This window comes from Cupriavidus sp. 05T41 (genome assembly GCF_056396525.1).
The window spans coordinates 1-15,273 of record NZ_JBFTLQ010000088.1 but is presented as its reverse complement, the minus strand read 5'-3'; the positions used below and the strand labels follow the sequence as shown (position 1 = coordinate 15,273).

General features: G+C 70.0%; 12 protein-coding genes. 3 read left to right on the top strand and 9 right to left on the bottom strand.

Translation table 11 applies throughout. The annotated features are described in order from the left end of the window. Positions 1–120: 120 nt before the first annotated feature. On the top strand, positions 121–2,385 hold the full coding sequence (locus tag AC1DKV_RS33745; RefSeq protein WP_477139065.1) for a patatin-like phospholipase family protein: 2,265 nt from the start codon (positions 121–123) through the stop codon (positions 2,383–2,385). Here AC1DKV_RS33745 and AC1DKV_RS33740 read toward each other — a convergent pair. Together AC1DKV_RS33740 and AC1DKV_RS33735 are read right to left on the bottom strand one after the other, a co-directional pair. Further along, entirely contained in the window at positions 2,382–3,620 is a 1,239-nt protein-coding gene (locus tag AC1DKV_RS33740) for an alpha/beta fold hydrolase (RefSeq protein ID WP_441650396.1), read from the bottom strand. The two genes, AC1DKV_RS33745 and AC1DKV_RS33740, sit on opposite strands and share 4 nt — an antisense overlap. Then, positions 3,617–4,906 (bottom strand): MASE1 domain-containing protein, encoded by a 1,290-nt coding sequence (locus AC1DKV_RS33735; protein WP_441621558.1) that lies wholly within the window; start codon positions 4,904–4,906, stop codon positions 3,617–3,619. The genes AC1DKV_RS33740 and AC1DKV_RS33735 overlap by 4 nt, the downstream gene beginning before the upstream one ends. A gap of 354 nt (positions 4,907–5,260) precedes the next feature. Between AC1DKV_RS33735 and AC1DKV_RS33730 the strand changes: the two genes are divergently transcribed. Further along, positions 5,261–6,256 (top strand): Bug family tripartite tricarboxylate transporter substrate binding protein, encoded by a 996-nt coding sequence (locus AC1DKV_RS33730; RefSeq protein ID WP_441621556.1) that lies wholly within the window; start codon positions 5,261–5,263, stop codon positions 6,254–6,256. A 6-nt stretch (positions 6,257–6,262) separates the two neighbouring features. Here AC1DKV_RS33730 and AC1DKV_RS33725 read toward each other — a convergent pair whose 3' ends face one another. Continuing rightward, complete coding sequence (locus AC1DKV_RS33725; protein ID WP_477139064.1) at positions 6,263–7,687, bottom strand: CoA transferase; 1,425 nt, start codon at positions 7,685–7,687, stop codon at positions 6,263–6,265. Positions 7,688–7,850: 163 nt separating this feature from the next. On the opposite strand from AC1DKV_RS33725, the gene AC1DKV_RS33720 reads away from it, so the two are divergent. After that, on the top strand, positions 7,851–9,038 hold the full coding sequence (locus AC1DKV_RS33720; protein ID WP_477139053.1) for a citrate/2-methylcitrate synthase: 1,188 nt from the start codon (positions 7,851–7,853) through the stop codon (positions 9,036–9,038). Positions 9,039–9,191: 153 nt separating this feature from the next. Here AC1DKV_RS33720 and AC1DKV_RS33715 read toward each other — a convergent pair whose 3' ends face one another. The 6 genes from AC1DKV_RS33715 to AC1DKV_RS33690 form a co-directional block, all read right to left on the bottom strand. After that, a complete protein-coding gene (locus tag AC1DKV_RS33715) occupies positions 9,192–9,635 on the bottom strand; it encodes a hypothetical protein (RefSeq protein ID WP_441621552.1) in 444 nt (147 codons plus the stop codon). Positions 9,636–9,716: 81 nt separating this feature from the next. Beyond that, complete coding sequence (locus AC1DKV_RS33710; RefSeq protein ID WP_477139052.1) at positions 9,717–11,048, bottom strand: MFS transporter; 1,332 nt, start codon at positions 11,046–11,048, stop codon at positions 9,717–9,719. A 34-nt stretch (positions 11,049–11,082) separates the two neighbouring features. After that, entirely contained in the window at positions 11,083–12,615 is a 1,533-nt protein-coding gene (locus tag AC1DKV_RS33705) for an amidase (protein ID WP_477139051.1), read from the bottom strand. A 265-nt stretch (positions 12,616–12,880) separates the two neighbouring features. After that, a complete protein-coding gene (locus AC1DKV_RS33700) occupies positions 12,881–13,285 on the bottom strand; it encodes an SRPBCC family protein (protein WP_477139050.1) in 405 nt (134 codons plus the stop codon). 21 nt (positions 13,286–13,306) lie between these two features. Then, a complete protein-coding gene (locus AC1DKV_RS33695) occupies positions 13,307–14,920 on the bottom strand; it encodes an exonuclease domain-containing protein (protein ID WP_477139049.1) in 1,614 nt (537 codons plus the stop codon). Positions 14,921–15,027: 107 nt separating this feature from the next. Beyond that, the coding region (locus AC1DKV_RS33690) for a hypothetical protein (RefSeq protein ID WP_477139048.1) at positions 15,028–15,273 on the bottom strand (246 nt) is incomplete at its 5' end.

Sequence of the window (15,273 nt, the reverse complement as noted above, 5' to 3'; positions counted from 1 at the left end):
CCTGTTCGCCGTTCCGTCCCGTTCTGTCCCGCTTTTTCCATGTTCCGCTTGCTTTCAAGCGTGGCCGGCCGCCTGTTGGCGCCGGTACACGGTTATCCCGCACTGCTGCTCGCACTGGCAATGACCCTGGGCGCCGCGCCGCGTCCCGCGCTGGCGGCCGAGCCCGCCGCGGTTGCCGCAGTCGCTGCCGCGCGAAATGGTGCTCCGGCCGGGCGCCCGCGCGTCTGCCTGGTCCTGTCCGGCGGCGGCGCGCGCGGCTATGCGCATATCGGCGTGATCCGGGCGCTCGAGCAGATGCACGTGCCGATCGACTGCCTGGCCGCCACCAGCATGGGCGCGGTGGTGGGCGGGCTGTACGCCAGCGGGCTGTCGGCCAGCGAGCTGGAGGCGCGCCTGTCGCATATCAACCTCAGCGATATCGCCTTCGACCGCAACGAGCGCGCCRAGCTGCCGCAGGCGCAGCGCGAGGACGACCTGCAATACCCGATCGGCATTTCGGCCGGCTACGGCGACGGCAAGATCAAGCTGCCCACCGGGCTGGTGCAGGGCAACCGGCTGCTGGCGCTGCTGCAGAACTGGACCGCGCAGTTGCCGGCCGACGCCTCGTTCGACAAGCTGCCCACGCCGTTCCGCACCATCGCCACGGATCTGGGCACCGGCAAGCCGGTGATCCTGGAGCACGGCTCGCTGCCGCGCGCGATCCGCGCCAGCGTGGCCGTGCCGGGCCTGTTCGCGCCGATCAAGGTGAACGGCCGGGTGCTGGTCGACGGGGGGCTGGTCAGCAACCTGCCGGTGCAGCTGGCGCGCGACATGGGCGCCGACGTGGTCATCGCGGTCAATATCGGCTCGCAGCTGGACGACCCCGCCAACCTGGATTCGCCGGCGGCGGTCACGCAGCAGATGGTCACCATCCTGACCAACCAGAACGTGGACGCGCAGAAGGCCCGGCTCAGGCCGGGCGACGTGCTGATCGAGCCGCAGCTGGGCGATCTCTCCTTTACCGATTTCTCGCGCGCCAACGACGGCATCCAGGGTGGCGCGGCGGCGGTGCAGGCGGCGGCCCCGGCGCTCGCGGCGCTGGCGTTGCCCGACGGCGCCTGGCAGACCTACCTGGCCGCGCGCAAGGGTGGCCAGGCGGTGGCCGGCCCGCTGCGCATCGATGCCATCCAGATCCAGTCCGCGGGCCGCGTCCCCGCCAGCTTCGTGCGCAAGTACCTGGGCGTCCACGAGGGCGACACCTACAATGCCGTGGAACTCAACCGCGAGATGGCGCAGCTGTCCACTTCCGGCGATTTCGAAAGCGTGACGCAGGAACTGGTGAGGGAGGACGGCCGCAATGTGCTGAAGGTGGAGGCCCAGCAGAAATCCTGGGGGCCGCAGTTCCTGCTGTTCGGCTTCGGCGTATCCACCACCTTCAACGGCAAGGGCGGCTTCAACCTGAACCTGGGGCACCGCTATCCGTGGATCACGCCCGGCGGGCTCGAATGGCGCAACGACATCGTGCTCGGCAGCACCCAGGGCAAGTGGCATACCGAGCTGCGCCAGCCGGTGTTCGACCGCCTGGGCTTCTACGTGGCGCCATACGCGGAGTATGGGCGCAAGCGCGTAGACCTCTACGCCGACACCGCGCCCAACCGCAATACCGATCCGCTCACCGCCTACCAGATCGATACGGCCGTGGCGGGCCTGGACCTCGGCGTGCCGCTGGGCCGGCTGGGCGAGTTCCGCACGGGCGTGAACTACCAGCAGGTCAACTATTCGGCGGCCTATAACCTGCCGATCGGCACCGGCCGGCTGTTCCCGCATGCGCGCGTGCGCCAGCCCACGGTGCGCTCCCAGCTCACCATCGACCAGCTCGACGATCCGCTCTTCCCGCGCACCGGCTACTACCTGCTGGCGACCAACGAGCTGGCGTTCGGCGGCAGCGACAACCGCTTCAACGATGCGCATGCCAAGGCGCTGTGGGCCACCAGCTACGGCCGCCACACGCTGAACCTGGCCGCCGAGGCGGCCACCACCTACGGCGACCACCGCAGCGACAGCAGCGTCAGCGGCGGGCTGGGCTTTACGCTGGGCGGCTTCCAGCATCTTTCGGCCTACGCGCAGGACCAGTTMTCCGGCAATTACCTGCTCTATGGCCGCGTGACCTACCTCAACGACCTGCGCGAGTTCATCCTGCCGGGGCTGCGCACCACCGTGGTGGGCGCCAGCCTGGAAGCGGGCGATGTGTGGCTGCGGCGCAGGAACTTCGGCACCGGGCCGTACAAGACCAGTGCGAGCCTGTTCATCGGCGGCAACAGCGTGATCGGGCCGCTGTACTTCGGTTTCGCCGCGGCCCCGCAAGGGGTCTGGAACCTCTATCTGCAGCTGGGCCGCGTGTTCTAGTCCGGGCTGTCCAGTCCGGCTGGCGCGGGCAGGGCCGCGCCAGCCGCGTCCGCGCCGGCGGGGCGGAAGGTCACTGCCGAGATGCGGCCGTTGCGCATGCGTAGGGTCTGCGTGCCGCGGCCATGATGCTGCTCGCCGCCCATCACCGAGAAGGCCTCCAGGTCGATCTCGGCGCTGGAGCCTTCGATGCGCGGCGGCGCGGTGATGGCGATGCGCACGGTCTTGCCGGCGAGTTCATCGAGCCGGCCGAACATGCCGATCACCGCGTCGCGGTCATCGTAGCTGCCGGCCAGCGGATGGTCGCCATGATGGCGCCAGCGCACGCCGGGCTCGAGCAACGGGAACAGCGCCTCGAAATGGCCGCTGGTGAGCGCCTGCAGGTATTCGCTGACCACCGTGGCCACGGCCTCCCCGGTCATCGGCACTTCCACCGTGGCACGCGCGCGGCGGCGCGCGCTCTCGGGGTCGAAGCCGAGGAATTCCAGCACGCTGGCGACCACCTGCTCGCGGTCGTTGTCCACGCAGATCATGTGATAGCTGTTCTCCACCACCACCTTGCGCACGTCCGGCACCACGGCTTCGAGGAAGTCCGCCGAGCGCACGCTGGTCAGCTCATCCTCGCGGGAGTGCACCACCAGCGTGGGGCAGACGATGCGGCGGGCGCCGCGCAGCACCCAGCCGCGCAGGCGATCCACCTGCCGGATGCAGGCCAGCGGCACCCAGCGATAGTGGAAGTTGTCGCCGCGCTCGAACTTGGCCTTGACGATGGCGCGTACCAGGTCGTTCTTGATGCCGAAGGGCTCGTCCTCGTCCACGCGCATGCGCGCGGGCAGCATCGGGATGCGATAGACCAGGTGGCGCAGCGCCCGGTACCAGGGCGTGGACCAGCCGTCGATATAGACCGGCGCGGCGAGCGCCACCAGGCGGCCTTTGCGGTGCTGGCGGAGCTCGCACACGGCCAGCGCCAGCAGCGCGCCCATGCACATGCCCAGGACGTGGAAGGTCTCGTAGCGGGGCGCCAGTTCGTCGTAGGCCTGCGTGACCGTCTCCAGCCATTGCTCGGCGCGCACGGGCACCAGGTCTTCCGGGCTGCCTGCGTGGCCCGGCAGCGTGACCGCATGGGTTTCCACCCCGGCGCGGCGCAGCGCCTTGTGCATCGGCCCCAGGTCGAACTGCGTGCCGCCGAGGCCGTGGATGAGCAGGGCACCGATGCCGCTGCCCTTGGATGCCGTCATGCTGCGTCACGCTCCTCGAAGATCTCGGCGGCCTGCAGGCGCCAGGCGCCGGCGATCACCGCGACCGATTCGTCGCCGTCGAGCAGAGGCCCGCTCATGTCGAGCACCATGGTGCTGCGTCCGGGCGGCAGCATCAGGCGGAACAGCATGTCGGTGCGGTTCTCGCCGTCGCTTTCGCGCAGCCAGCGGCCGCGCACCCGGGCGCGGTCCTCGTCATGCACGTGGGCCAGCACGTCGTCGAGCCTGGCGAAGGCGTCGTCGCTGACGCCCAGCACGCGCTCCAGGTCGCCGCTCCAGCGCAGCGTGCCGCTGTGCGGGTCCAGGCAATAGACCAGCTGCTCGCTGGCTGCCAGCGCCAGCTTGACGTCGTTCTGGCTGCGCGCCGACTGCGCCAGCAATTGCTCGCGGCTGGTGCGCAGCGTGCTGATCAGCAGCGTCAGCATGGCCGCCACTGCCAGGTAGAGCTGTGCCTCGAGCAGGGAGCGGCCATGGTTGAGCGAGCGCTCGGCGAACGGGCCGCCACCCTGGCTGGTGTTGTAGAGCACGAACAGCGTCAGGATGGCCACCGCCACCGAGCCGCCCCGGCCGCCCCACAGCAGCGTCACCACGGCGGCCAGGAACAGCGGGATATAGGTCAGCGCGAAGGCCACGCCGCTTTGCACCGGCAACAGGATGCGTTGATCGAAAATGAAGTAGGCGGTCAGCAGCAGCGCCGCGAAGGCGCCCAGGCCGAACAGGAAGTCGGCGCGGCTCATGCCGCCCGAGCGCATCGCGCGAAAGCGCGACCAGCCCGCCAGCACGGGCAGCACGATCAGCACGCCGACCAGGTCGGCCGCGCCCCACACGCGCCAGGTGCGCCAGAACGGCACGTCCTGCATCAGCGTGAACCAGGCCGCGCCCACCGCCGCGCTGGCCGCGCTGCTGACCACCCCGGCGATCAGCAGCGCGCGCACGAAGACCAGCCCTTCGAGCGAGAACTGCGCGCGCCGCACCAGCGCCACGCCCACCGCGGCAAAGCCGATCTCGTTGAGCGAGAACAGGATCAGGCGCAGGGTGTCGCGGCCCTCCACCCAGCCCAGCAGCAACTGCGCGGCAAAGAAGGCCAGCGCCACCGGCAGCCAGCGCTGCATCGGCCTGAGCATGAAGGCAGCCATGGTCACGCCGGCCGGCAGCCAGATATAGCCGGTGGCGTAGAACGGCCCGTTGAGCTTGTGCGAGACATAGCCCGAGCAGAAGTAGAGGGCCGCCCACAAAAAGAGGATGACGGCGCGGTTGCTTGGTTTCACGTTGGCTTTCCTTGGCTTGGGCCCTGGCACCGATACGGGGCCGGCCCGCCGCCGGGCGTGGCGGCAGGGCGGGCGGCGCTGTGCGTTGCGCGGCGGCCTGCCGTTATCTKAACGCGCCAGGCAGGCGCGCGGCTGACGTGGCGGCTTGTCCGGTCACGCGCATCATAAGTCCGCAAGGGTCGTTCTTGCATGGCCGGATGTCATAAAATCGTCACATTGGCGGATGCGGGCACCCGGCAGGGCCGGGCCGCCTGCCGGCCAGCCGGCGCGGGCAGCCGTGCCCCAGGCCGGCAAGCCGGCGCAGTCACAGGCTGGCAGATCGAGGCCGAAATATAAACGAGGAGAAACGACAAGATGACGAAGTTCGCGTGCAAGACCCGCTTGCTGTCCCTGCCGGCGCTGCTGGCGTGCGCCGCCGTGCCGCTGGCCATGGCCGCGCCCGCCGCGGCCGCCTGGCCCGAAAAGCCGATCCGGCTGGTGGTGGGCTTCCCGCCCGGCGGCCCGGTCGACACCCATGCCCGCATCCTCGCCGAGAAGCTGCAGCCCATCCTGGGCCAGTCGGTGGTGCTGGACTACAAGGCGGGCGCGGCTGGCAACATCGGCTCCGACGCGGTGGCCAAGGCGGCGCCGGACGGCTATACGCTGCTGCTGGCCAATACCGGCCAGATGGCGATCAACGGCTCGCTCTATCCCAAGCTGCCCTACGCCATGCCGAGGGATTTCGCGCCGGTGGCGCGCACCGCGCTGATCCCGCTGGTGATGGTGGTCAACAACAATGTGCCGGCGCGCAACCTGAAGGAATTCATCGCGTACGCGCGCGCCAACCCCGGCAAGCTGAACTTCGCCTCGGGCGGCAACGGCGGCATTTCCCACCTGATGCCGGAGATGTTCAAGCAGGCGTCCGGCACCTTTATCGTCCATATCCCGTACAAGGGCAGCGCGCCGGCGCTCACCGACGTGATGGGCGGGCAGGCGCAGATGATGGCGGACTCGATCCCGCTGTTTACCCAGTACATCAAGGCCGGCAAGGTGCGCGCGATGGCKGTGACCTCGAAGCACCGCTCGCCCGCCTTGCCGGACGTGCCGACGATGGAAGAAGCCGGCCTGAAGAACTTCGAGGTGGTCGGCTTCTACGGCATGCTGGCGCCGGCCGGCACGCCCAGCGACGTGGTGGCCCGGCTCTCCGGCGCGCTGCAGTCCGTGCTGGCCGACGCCGACACCCGCGCCAAGCTCGAGCAGCAAGGCGCGGAGCCGGCCTGGCAGGGACCGGAGGCCTTCGGCCAGACCATTGCCGCCGAGCAGAAGCGCTGGGGGCAGGCGGTCAAGGCCTCGGGCGCGAAGATCGACTGAACGGCTTCACCATCCGGGCGCGGCAGTGCCAAGGCCGCCCGCCGGGCGGTCCCACTGCATCGGCGCGCCATCCACCATCACTGGCGGCCTGATCCGCCGCGCCGCGCCCCAGGCCGTGGCTTCCACCGTTTCGGCCAGGTCCGCGGCCTGTTCCGGGGCCAGCGGGGCGGAGCCGCGCGCCAGCCCTGCGCCATCGAGCAGCAGTTGCGCGGTGCGCGCCAGCGAGGCCCGGACCTCGCTGCCGGCGCCGCTCGCCAGGCGCCGCGACAAGCCGCGGATGGCCGCGGTCGCCAGCAGATAGCCGGTGGCATGGTCGATTGCCTGCACCGGCAGTGGCCCTGGGCGGTCCAGTCCGCGCAGGCGCATGCCCGCCTCGGCGATGCCGCTGCTCATCTGCACCAGGCTGTCGAAGCCGCGCCGGCCCTGCCACGGGCCGCTCCATCCGTAAGCATCGAGCGAGACATCGATMAGGCCAGGGTTGAGCTGGCGGCGCCGCTGCGCGTCCAGCCCCAGCCGTGCCAGCGCATCGGCGCGGTAGCCATGCACCATCACGTCGGCCTGGCCCAGCAGGCGCTCCAGTATCTGCAGGTCTTCGTGGCGCTTGAGGTCCAGGCGGGCGCAGCGCTTGCCGAGCACCACTTCGGGCACCACGCCGGGCTCTTCCCAGCCAGGCGGGTCGATGCGCAGCACATCGGCGCCGAAGCCGGCCAGGAAGCGGGTGKCGACCGGGCCGGCCAGGATCCGTGTCAGGTCCAGCACGCGGATGCCCCGAAGCGGGCGCTCGGGGGTGAAGCCGTGCCGCGGCGCGGGGCTGCCATCGAAGGCTCGCCAGTGCAGCAGGGGCTCGTGGCTGACTGCCTGCCCCTGCGGGTGCGCGGCCCATTGCGCCGCCGGGCGCATGGCCGCGGCGCAGCCGCCCTTGTCCACCACGGCGTTTTCCAGCGCGTCGGCCTGCCATGCGGCCACGGCCTTCGCCACCGCCGCCTTGTCGGCCGGCACGCCGAGCACCGCGAGCGCCGCCGCGCGGTGATGCGGCGCATTGGTGTGCAGGCGGATCCAGCCGTCCGCCGCGCGGTAGTCGCCGGCCACGGCATCCCATTGCGGCGGCAGCGCCCAGCCCTGCGGGCGCAGCGAGGTGCCGAACCAGAAGGATRCCAGCCGGCGGTCCACGCTCGCCCGCGACGCGTGTCCGCCGGCCGCGTGGATGAGTTMCGCGACGGCGAGACCCGCGGCACCGGCGCTGGCGGCCGCCAGCTCGGTGACCGGGAAGACCGACGGCAGGCTGCCGCTCCCGGTCCAGGCCAGGCGTTCCAGCCAAGCGGGGTCGCCGTGCACGCTGGCCCAGATGTCGCGCAGGAAGCTGGCGGCGGCCGGGCTGTCGGGGATGTCAGGGGTAGCCGCGGCGGGCGCGGCATGTGCGCGATAGGACATGGCGGAGGTCACTGTGATTGGATCCACGAACTGGATCGACGAAGGGGCGGGCTGGCGGCCAGGTGCCTTGCAGGATAGGCCGCTTGTTTTAATAGTCAATATTGATTACCTTAATCAAGTTATTGCTTCTCAGGCCCAAGCCCAGGCTAGTCTCCCCGTCGCCATGTCCCGCTACCTCACCTCGGCCGAAGCGGCCGCCCGGCTGGGCGTTTCCCGCCAGACCCTCTACGCCTATGTCAGCCGCGGCCTGCTGCACGCCCACGATGGCGAGACACCGCGCGAAAGCCGCTACCTGGCGGCCGACGTGGAACTGCTCGCCGGCCAGCGCACGCGCGGGCGMAAGCCGCGCGAGGTGGCCAAGGCCGCGCTGAGCTGGGGGTTGCCGGTGCTGGAGTCGGGCATCACGCTGATCGAAGACGGGCGGCTCTATTACCGCGGCTCCGATGCCGTCGCGCTGGCGGCCTCCGGTACGGTGGAATCGMTGGCTGCGCTGCTGTGGCAGTGCGGGGAACAGACCGCCTTCGGCACCGAGCCGCCGGCCGCGCCCGCGCACCTGGCCGCGCTGCAGGCCGCCTTTGCCGGGCGCCGCAGCGAGGAGGCCCTGCTGCCGCTGTTCACTGCCGCCAGCGGCGACGACGCCACCGCGCAGTGGCAACAGTCGCCGGCGCGGCTCGCCGAGGGCTGCGGCGCGCTGGTGCGCCTGCTGGCCGCCTGCCTGCTGGGCACGGCGCCCGCCAGCACGCCGATCCACCGGCAGTGCGCCGGCGCCTGGGGCGTGGACGGGGCGGGCGCGGACCTGATCCGCATGGCGCTGGTGCTGTGCGCGGACCATGAGCTGAATGCATCGAGCTTTACCGCGCGTTGTGTCGCCTCGACCGGGGCCAGCCTGCGGGCATCGGTGGTGGGCGGGCTTGCCGCGCTGACCGGTGGCCGGCACGGCGGCGCCACCGCGCGCGTGGAGGCAATGTGGGACCAGCTGGCCGGCGCGCACCCGGCCGCGCGGCTGCGCKAGCGACTGGCGCGCGGCGAAGACCTGCCAGGCTTCGGGCATCATCTCTACCCGGCCGGCGATGTGCGTGCCATCTGCCTGCTGGCGCCGGTGCTGGCACATCACTCCGGCTGGCAGGAGATCATCGACGTGGCATTCGACCTGACCGGGCAGCGGCCCTCGGTGGATTTCGCGCTGGTGGCCCTGCGCCGACACCTGCGGTTGCCGCCCGGGGCGGCCTTCGGCCTGTTCGCGCTGGGCCGCTCGATCGGCTGGATCGCGCATGGGTTGGAGCAGCGCGCCGACGATGCCCTGATCCGGCCGCGCGCGGCGTACATCGGACCGCGCMCGGGCCAGGGCTAGCGCAGCGCGTCCCGCGGCCGCCATGCCGCGGCTGCGGAAAACCACGGTCCGGTCAGCCCGGCTTGCGTCAGTCCGAGGGTCACCCTGCGCACAGGTGTTCTCCCGCAGGGCGAAGATGGTGCCTCGTGGCCGCGGCGCGCGCGCCGTGCCTGCTCAGGTGCCGGTGGCCTTCCTGGCGAGGCCGGAGCAGCGGCCAAGGACGGTGGTGATGCAGCATGCGTTGCCGGACCAGTCGCCAGAGATCACCAGCCCGGTCGGGCCGGCGATCAGGCGGCGCTGGCACTGGCCGGGCACCAGTACGGGTTCGGGCGAGGTGGGTGCGCGCGCGTCGCGCGGACCGCTGCCCGGCGCGCGCGCCGGTGGCACTTCCTCGGTCCACAGGTAGGCCGTGCCGCCGGGCACCGATTGCACGGATTGCGGGGGACCCCACTGCGCCTTGGCCTGTTCGATCGGCGCGGACTGCCAGGAATCCAGCACGCGCTGCATGGCCGATTGCTCGATGCCGGCGCAGGCGCCCAGCGCGAGCGCGACAAGTAGTGTCGTCAGGAAGCGGGAAGATGCGGGAGAAGGGGCAACGGCGCGGCAGTCGGCGGGCATGGTGGCTCCAAGGGGGAAGGCGGGCCCCCTCTGCGCAGACTAGCGCAGCGCGTGGCCCGCCTGCAAGCGCCCGCGCATTGCTTATGCGGGTTTGCCCACAGTCGGCACCAGCACGGCCTTGTCCGGTTCGGCGGGCGGCTCGTGCGCGCCGTCGTCGCCACCGGCCTGGCCCAGGTCGATGCCGCTGGTTTCCGGCAGCAGCAGCGCGGCGCCCATCACCATGGCGTAGCCTACCCCTGCGACGATGGCGATGGCCAGCGGCAGCGAGGTGCGCCCGGTGCTCAGCCAGCCCACCGAGAGCGGGAACAGCGAGCCGATCACGCGGCCGACGTTGTACGAGACGCCGTAACCGGTGGCGCGGATGTCGTTGGGGTACGACTCGGAAATGGTGGCCCCGATGCCGGCGAACACGCCMTGCATCAGCACGCCGAGCGGGAAGCCGAGGAACAGCATCGAGATGTTCGAGACCGGGATCACCATATAGACCAGGGCCATGACGAAGGCGCCTGCGGCAAAGGCGATATAGGTCASSCGGCGGCCCCAGCGGTMSGTGGCATAGGCGCCGGCCACGTAGCCCACCAGCGAGCCGAAGATAGTCATGGCCAGGTAGGAGCTGGTGCCGAACACCGATAGCCCGCGCTCGGTCTTGAGGAAGGTCGGCAGCCAGGTGGCGATCGCATAGTAGGCGCCCAGCATGCCGCCCGACAGCAGGCTGCACAGGACGGTCTTGCCCAGCAACGGGCGGCGGCCCAGCCGCGCGAGCTGCTGCCACGCCGAAGGGGCGCCGCCTGCCGCGCGCGCGGCCCGGCTCTTGAGGAAGATTTCCGGCTCTTCGAGGTTGCGGCGCAGGTAGACCACCACCAGCGCCGGCAGGATGCCCATGAAGAAGCAGATGCGCCAGGCAGTCTCCGCCGGGAAGAGGCTGAAGGTGATGGCGTAGGCGATGGCCGCCGCGCCCCAGCCGAACGAATAGCTGCTGGCCGTGAAGCCCGAGTACTTGCCGCGATGCGCCGGGTTGCGGATCATCTCCGTCACCAGCACCATGCACAGGGACGACTCGCCGCCGAAGCCCAGGCCCTGCAGCATGCGGAAGGCCAGCAGCTGTCCKGGCGTGTTGGCCAGCCCGCACAGGAAGCAGGCGAAGGCGAACACCACGATGGTCCAGCGCAACACACGCACGCGGCCGTAGCGGTCGGCCAGGATGCCCGCGCCGATGGCGCCCACCAGCGACGACACCAGCGTCCAGGTGACGATGGCGCCCGCGGCCGACTTGCTCATGCCMCATTGCGTCAGCAGCGTCGAAATCAGGAAGGAGTAGATTATGAAGTCGAACACGTCGACTGCATGGCCAAGGAACGCGCCGTAGAAACCCTTGCGCTCCATTTTCGATAGATCCCTGAACCAGTCCAGCATGTTCGCTCCTTTTGTGGATGGGGGCGGTGCCCTGTCAGTCTTGTTGCGCCGGGGCGCGTTGCACCGTGTTGGAATGAACCGGCGGCGGCCGGAAGCCGAGGCCCGCTGCCTCGAGCAGCTGGGCGAAACGCAGGGAGGTCAGGTCGGCGAAGCGCCCGGCGACGATCTGCACGCCGACCGGAAGGCCACTGCGGCCCGGGCCGATCGGGGCCACGGTCGAGGGCAGGCCGCACAGGCCGGAATGGCCGGCCCAGAACAGCTGGCTGGTGAGCGGGAGCGCCCGCCCGTTGACCTGGAGCGTGCGCTCCCAGGGCTCGCCGCTCTCATCCAGCACGAAGGCGGTGGTGGCGGCGGCCGGGCACAGCAGCACGTCGAAATCGTCGAAGAAGCGTTGCCAGGCTTGCGCGAAGGCGGCGCGCGCCTGCTGCAGCTGCAGCCACTGGCGGTGGCGGATGCCGGCGCCGGTGAACTGCAGGGTGGCGTAGTCGTGGTCGTCCGGTGCCACCGCGGCGGCGGCAGCGGCGCGGGACAGCGCGGCATCGAAGCTGGCATCGTCCATATGCACCGAGGTAGTGGCGCGCAGCATCAGTACATAGGTGTGCCAGAGGGCGGCGGCATCGAAGTCCGGCCGCGCGTTCCACGTTACCCGGGCGCCCTGGCCCGCCAGCMAGCGGCCCAGGTTCTCGATCTCGTCGCTGACTTCGGCGTCGACCTCGCACTGCGGGTGGCTGGGCAGCACGGCGACGCGGAAATCGGCCAGCGCGGCCTGCCCGCAGGGCKGCAGCGAAAGACGGTAGGCCAGTGCCTCGCCGCCGTCCGGGCCGGCCAGGGCCTGCAGCAGCAGCTCCAGGTCGCGCGCGCTGCGCGCCAGCGGGCCGGCCACGTTGATGTCTTGCTCCCCGTAGGTGCGGCCGATGCCGTGGCCACGCAGGGGGATCAGGCCATGGCTGCTMTTGTGCGAGAACACGCCGCAGTAGTGGGCCGGATTGCGCAAGGAGGAGCCGATGTMGGAACCGATGTCGAAGAAGCTCATGCCGGCGCACACCGCGGCGGCGCTGCCCCCCGATGAGCCGCCCGGGGTGCGGCCGGGGTCGTGCGGGTTGCGCGTGGTGCCGTAGACGGCGTTGTAGCTCTGCCAGTCACGCAGGCCTAGCGGCACATTGGTCTTGCCGAGCAGCACCGCGCCGGCTGCGCGCAGGCGCTCGACCACGGCGGCGTCGCCGGCGGCAATGTTGTGCCGTTGCGCCGGGCTGCCGCAGGTGGTCGGCCAGCCGGACACGTCGAAGGATTCCTTGATGGTGAACGGGATGCCATCCAGCGCGCCAAGCGGCCGGCCCTCGGCGCGGCGCCGGTCGCTGGCCCGGGCCGAGGCGCGGGCGGCGGAGAAATCCGACACGACGATGGCGTTGATGCTGGCGTGCGATGCGGTGTAGGCAGCTTCGCACCAGTCGACCAGGTCTTGTGCGCTGGCGTGGCCCTGGGCCAGGAGTTCGGCTGCCTTCCAGACTGGCAGAAAGCAGGCGTCTGCCTGGCTGGGATCGGTGCTCGCAATATCTTGCCGGGTCACGCTGGGCTCCGTCTTGTGGGCTCGAGGCGGCCGGCGCGCGCTGCTGGGCGCGCAAGATCACCGCGAAAATCGGTATACTATATTCACAAAATTGCAGAGTGCAAGACGAATATTGGATGAGACGATATGCGTCACTTCCTGGTGCAATGCAACAGGTTTTGGCACAAAATCGGGGTTTAAGCCAGGCGGATGGCGCCTTTCGTGCCCCGCGACGGGGCCTGGAGGGAGGCTTTTTTGTATACCGTTTCCCGGCGACGCGGGCTGGCTATTGCTGTTCGAGCAATGCCTTGAGGCTGGCGAGGTCACGCCGGACMCAGTCGGCGTCGGCGGMGAAGCGGGCATCGTCGACGCCCGGGTAGCGCAGCAGGGTGAAAAGCAGGGTGGCGCCGCCGGCATTGGCGATGACACGCATCGGGATGTAGATCTCCTCGCTGCCGGGCGGCTGCACGTAGTGGTCGGCGATGCCGTAGGGATTGGCGGGGGTGAAGCGGACTTGCATCGGACCCTCGGGTGTCAGGGTCTGCCAGCTCCCGTCCGAGCGTTGTGACAGTTCGCCCAGGCCGCTGGCCCAGCGCGGATAGTTCTCGGGCACTGCGAGGAAAGCGGCGACCGTCGCCGCCGGCTGGTCGATATCGATGCCCAGGGTCAGGCAATCGCATTGGTTGGCCATCGCATGCTCCGCTGTGTGGGCTTACTGTCTATCTGCCTGGTGATCGGGGAAAGACAGGGTTTGCTGATCCGGGCTGGCGCGCTTGCGCGGGCGCGTGCCGGCAGGTGACACGGCTTCGCGCCTGGCGGCATGGCGCGCCGGTGCCGCTAGCGCTTCCAGGGCAAATTGCCGGGTCGCCTCCAGCGGCACGGCATTGGCCAGCAGGTCCGCCAGCCTCGGCGCCAGGATTTGATAGGTGTCCAGGTCGAAGCGTGCCGGGTCCGCGAGCAGCGCAGGGGCGTCGTCGAGCGAGGCCACCGAGCCGAGGTAGCACCAGTTCTCCAGGATATGCCACCAGGCCTTGGCGCCTTCCCGCTCGCGCCATGCCACGGCGCCGGGGAACGGCCAGGGCCGGACTGCCTGGTCCGCCAGCGCGGCGACCATCCGCTCGCGATGGGCCGCCAGCGACTCGTCGCCCGTGCAGGCGCCCTGGCAGCGGTGGAGCTGGCGGGCGAAGCAAGGCAGGCCGCGCCGCGCCGGCTTTTCCAGCGTCAGCGCCGCCAGGCAGAGCTGGTGGGCCTGCGCCAGTTCCGTCAGATGCGCTTCGGCGCCGGCACGGCTGGCGAAGGCACCATAGAGGTTGGGATGGCGGGCGAAATCCGTGTCGCGGTCCGAGCGCAGCAGCGGCGCGCTCAGGCCGGGCGGCAATTCCCAGGCGTACAGCGCGGCATTCCGGCGCAGCATCCGGTTGTGCAGCGGCTGCATGCGCTTGATCAGCTGGGCTTCGAGCAGCAGCGCGCCGGTCTCGTCGCCCGTTTCGCGCCATTCGACACGCCGTACCGCGCGCGCCAGGCGCATTTCCAGCGCGGCGCTGTGGTCGCCTGAAAAGTGCGCACCAATGCGCTGGCGCAGGTGGATGCTCTTCCCTATATAGAGAGGCAGGTCCTGGTCGCCGTAGAAGAGATAGACGCCGGGGCTGTCCGGCACGTCGTCCAGCGCCGTTTCCTCGAGGCCGGAGGGCAGGCTTGCCCGCTTGACCAGCGACCGGACGGCGGACTCGACCAGGTCGACGCTGTAGAGACCGTGGATCTTCTGCCAGAACTGCCAAAGCAGCTCGGCGTCGGCCAGTGCGCGGTGGCGTCCCTTGGGCTCCAGTCCGAAGCGGGCGATCAGCGCGTCCAGTCCGTGGCGCGTCATCGAAGGGAACAGCGAGCGGGAAAGGCGCAGCGTGCACAGCACATCGGCGCGGAAGGTAATGCCGGCGCGGCGGAATTCGTTCTTCAGGAAACCGTAGTCGAAGCGCGCGTTGTGCGCCACGAAGAGCTTGCCCTGCAGCCGCTCGGCCAGGTCCTCGGCCAGCGATTCGAAGCGCGGCTGGCCGTGCACCATGGCCTCGGTGATGCCGGTGAGCTGCTGGATAAAGGACGGGATGCCGACGCCGGGCTCGACCAGCGTATCCCACTCGACGATGCCGTCCGGCCCGACCTCCACCACGCCGATCTCGGTAATGCGGTCGCGGGTGGCGTCGGCGCCGGTCGTCTCCAGGTCAACGAAGACGATCGGACGGGATAGGGCGGCGGCGAGCGCCTGCGCATCCAGGTGACGGGGCAGGCCGTCCGGCTGATACGGCGGCTMGAGGGAGGCAAGGTCTTGCATCCAGGGATTCTAATGGATGGGGATGGGTGGGGAAGCCTGCGGGTGGTGGCCCGGATGGGTTCGAGACAGTCGCTGGCGACCGCATGCGCGTCCCGTTCATCAGCGCGTCACAAACGATTCGAAGGAATTTTCAGAAAAGGCTTGCCAGGACCGTGGGCGKGCCTTAATATTCGCTCCCTCGCAACACGAAGCGCGGCTGCAAAGCAGACGGGACAAGGGTTGCGGGGTGAACGGGTGAGGTTGGCGGTGCGAAGAGCGCGGCGAGCCGGAGCAAAAAAAGATTGCGAAACCTGTTGACGAAACGTAGAAAGTTCTTCATAATCTCGTTTCTCTGCTGCTGACAACAAAGCAGC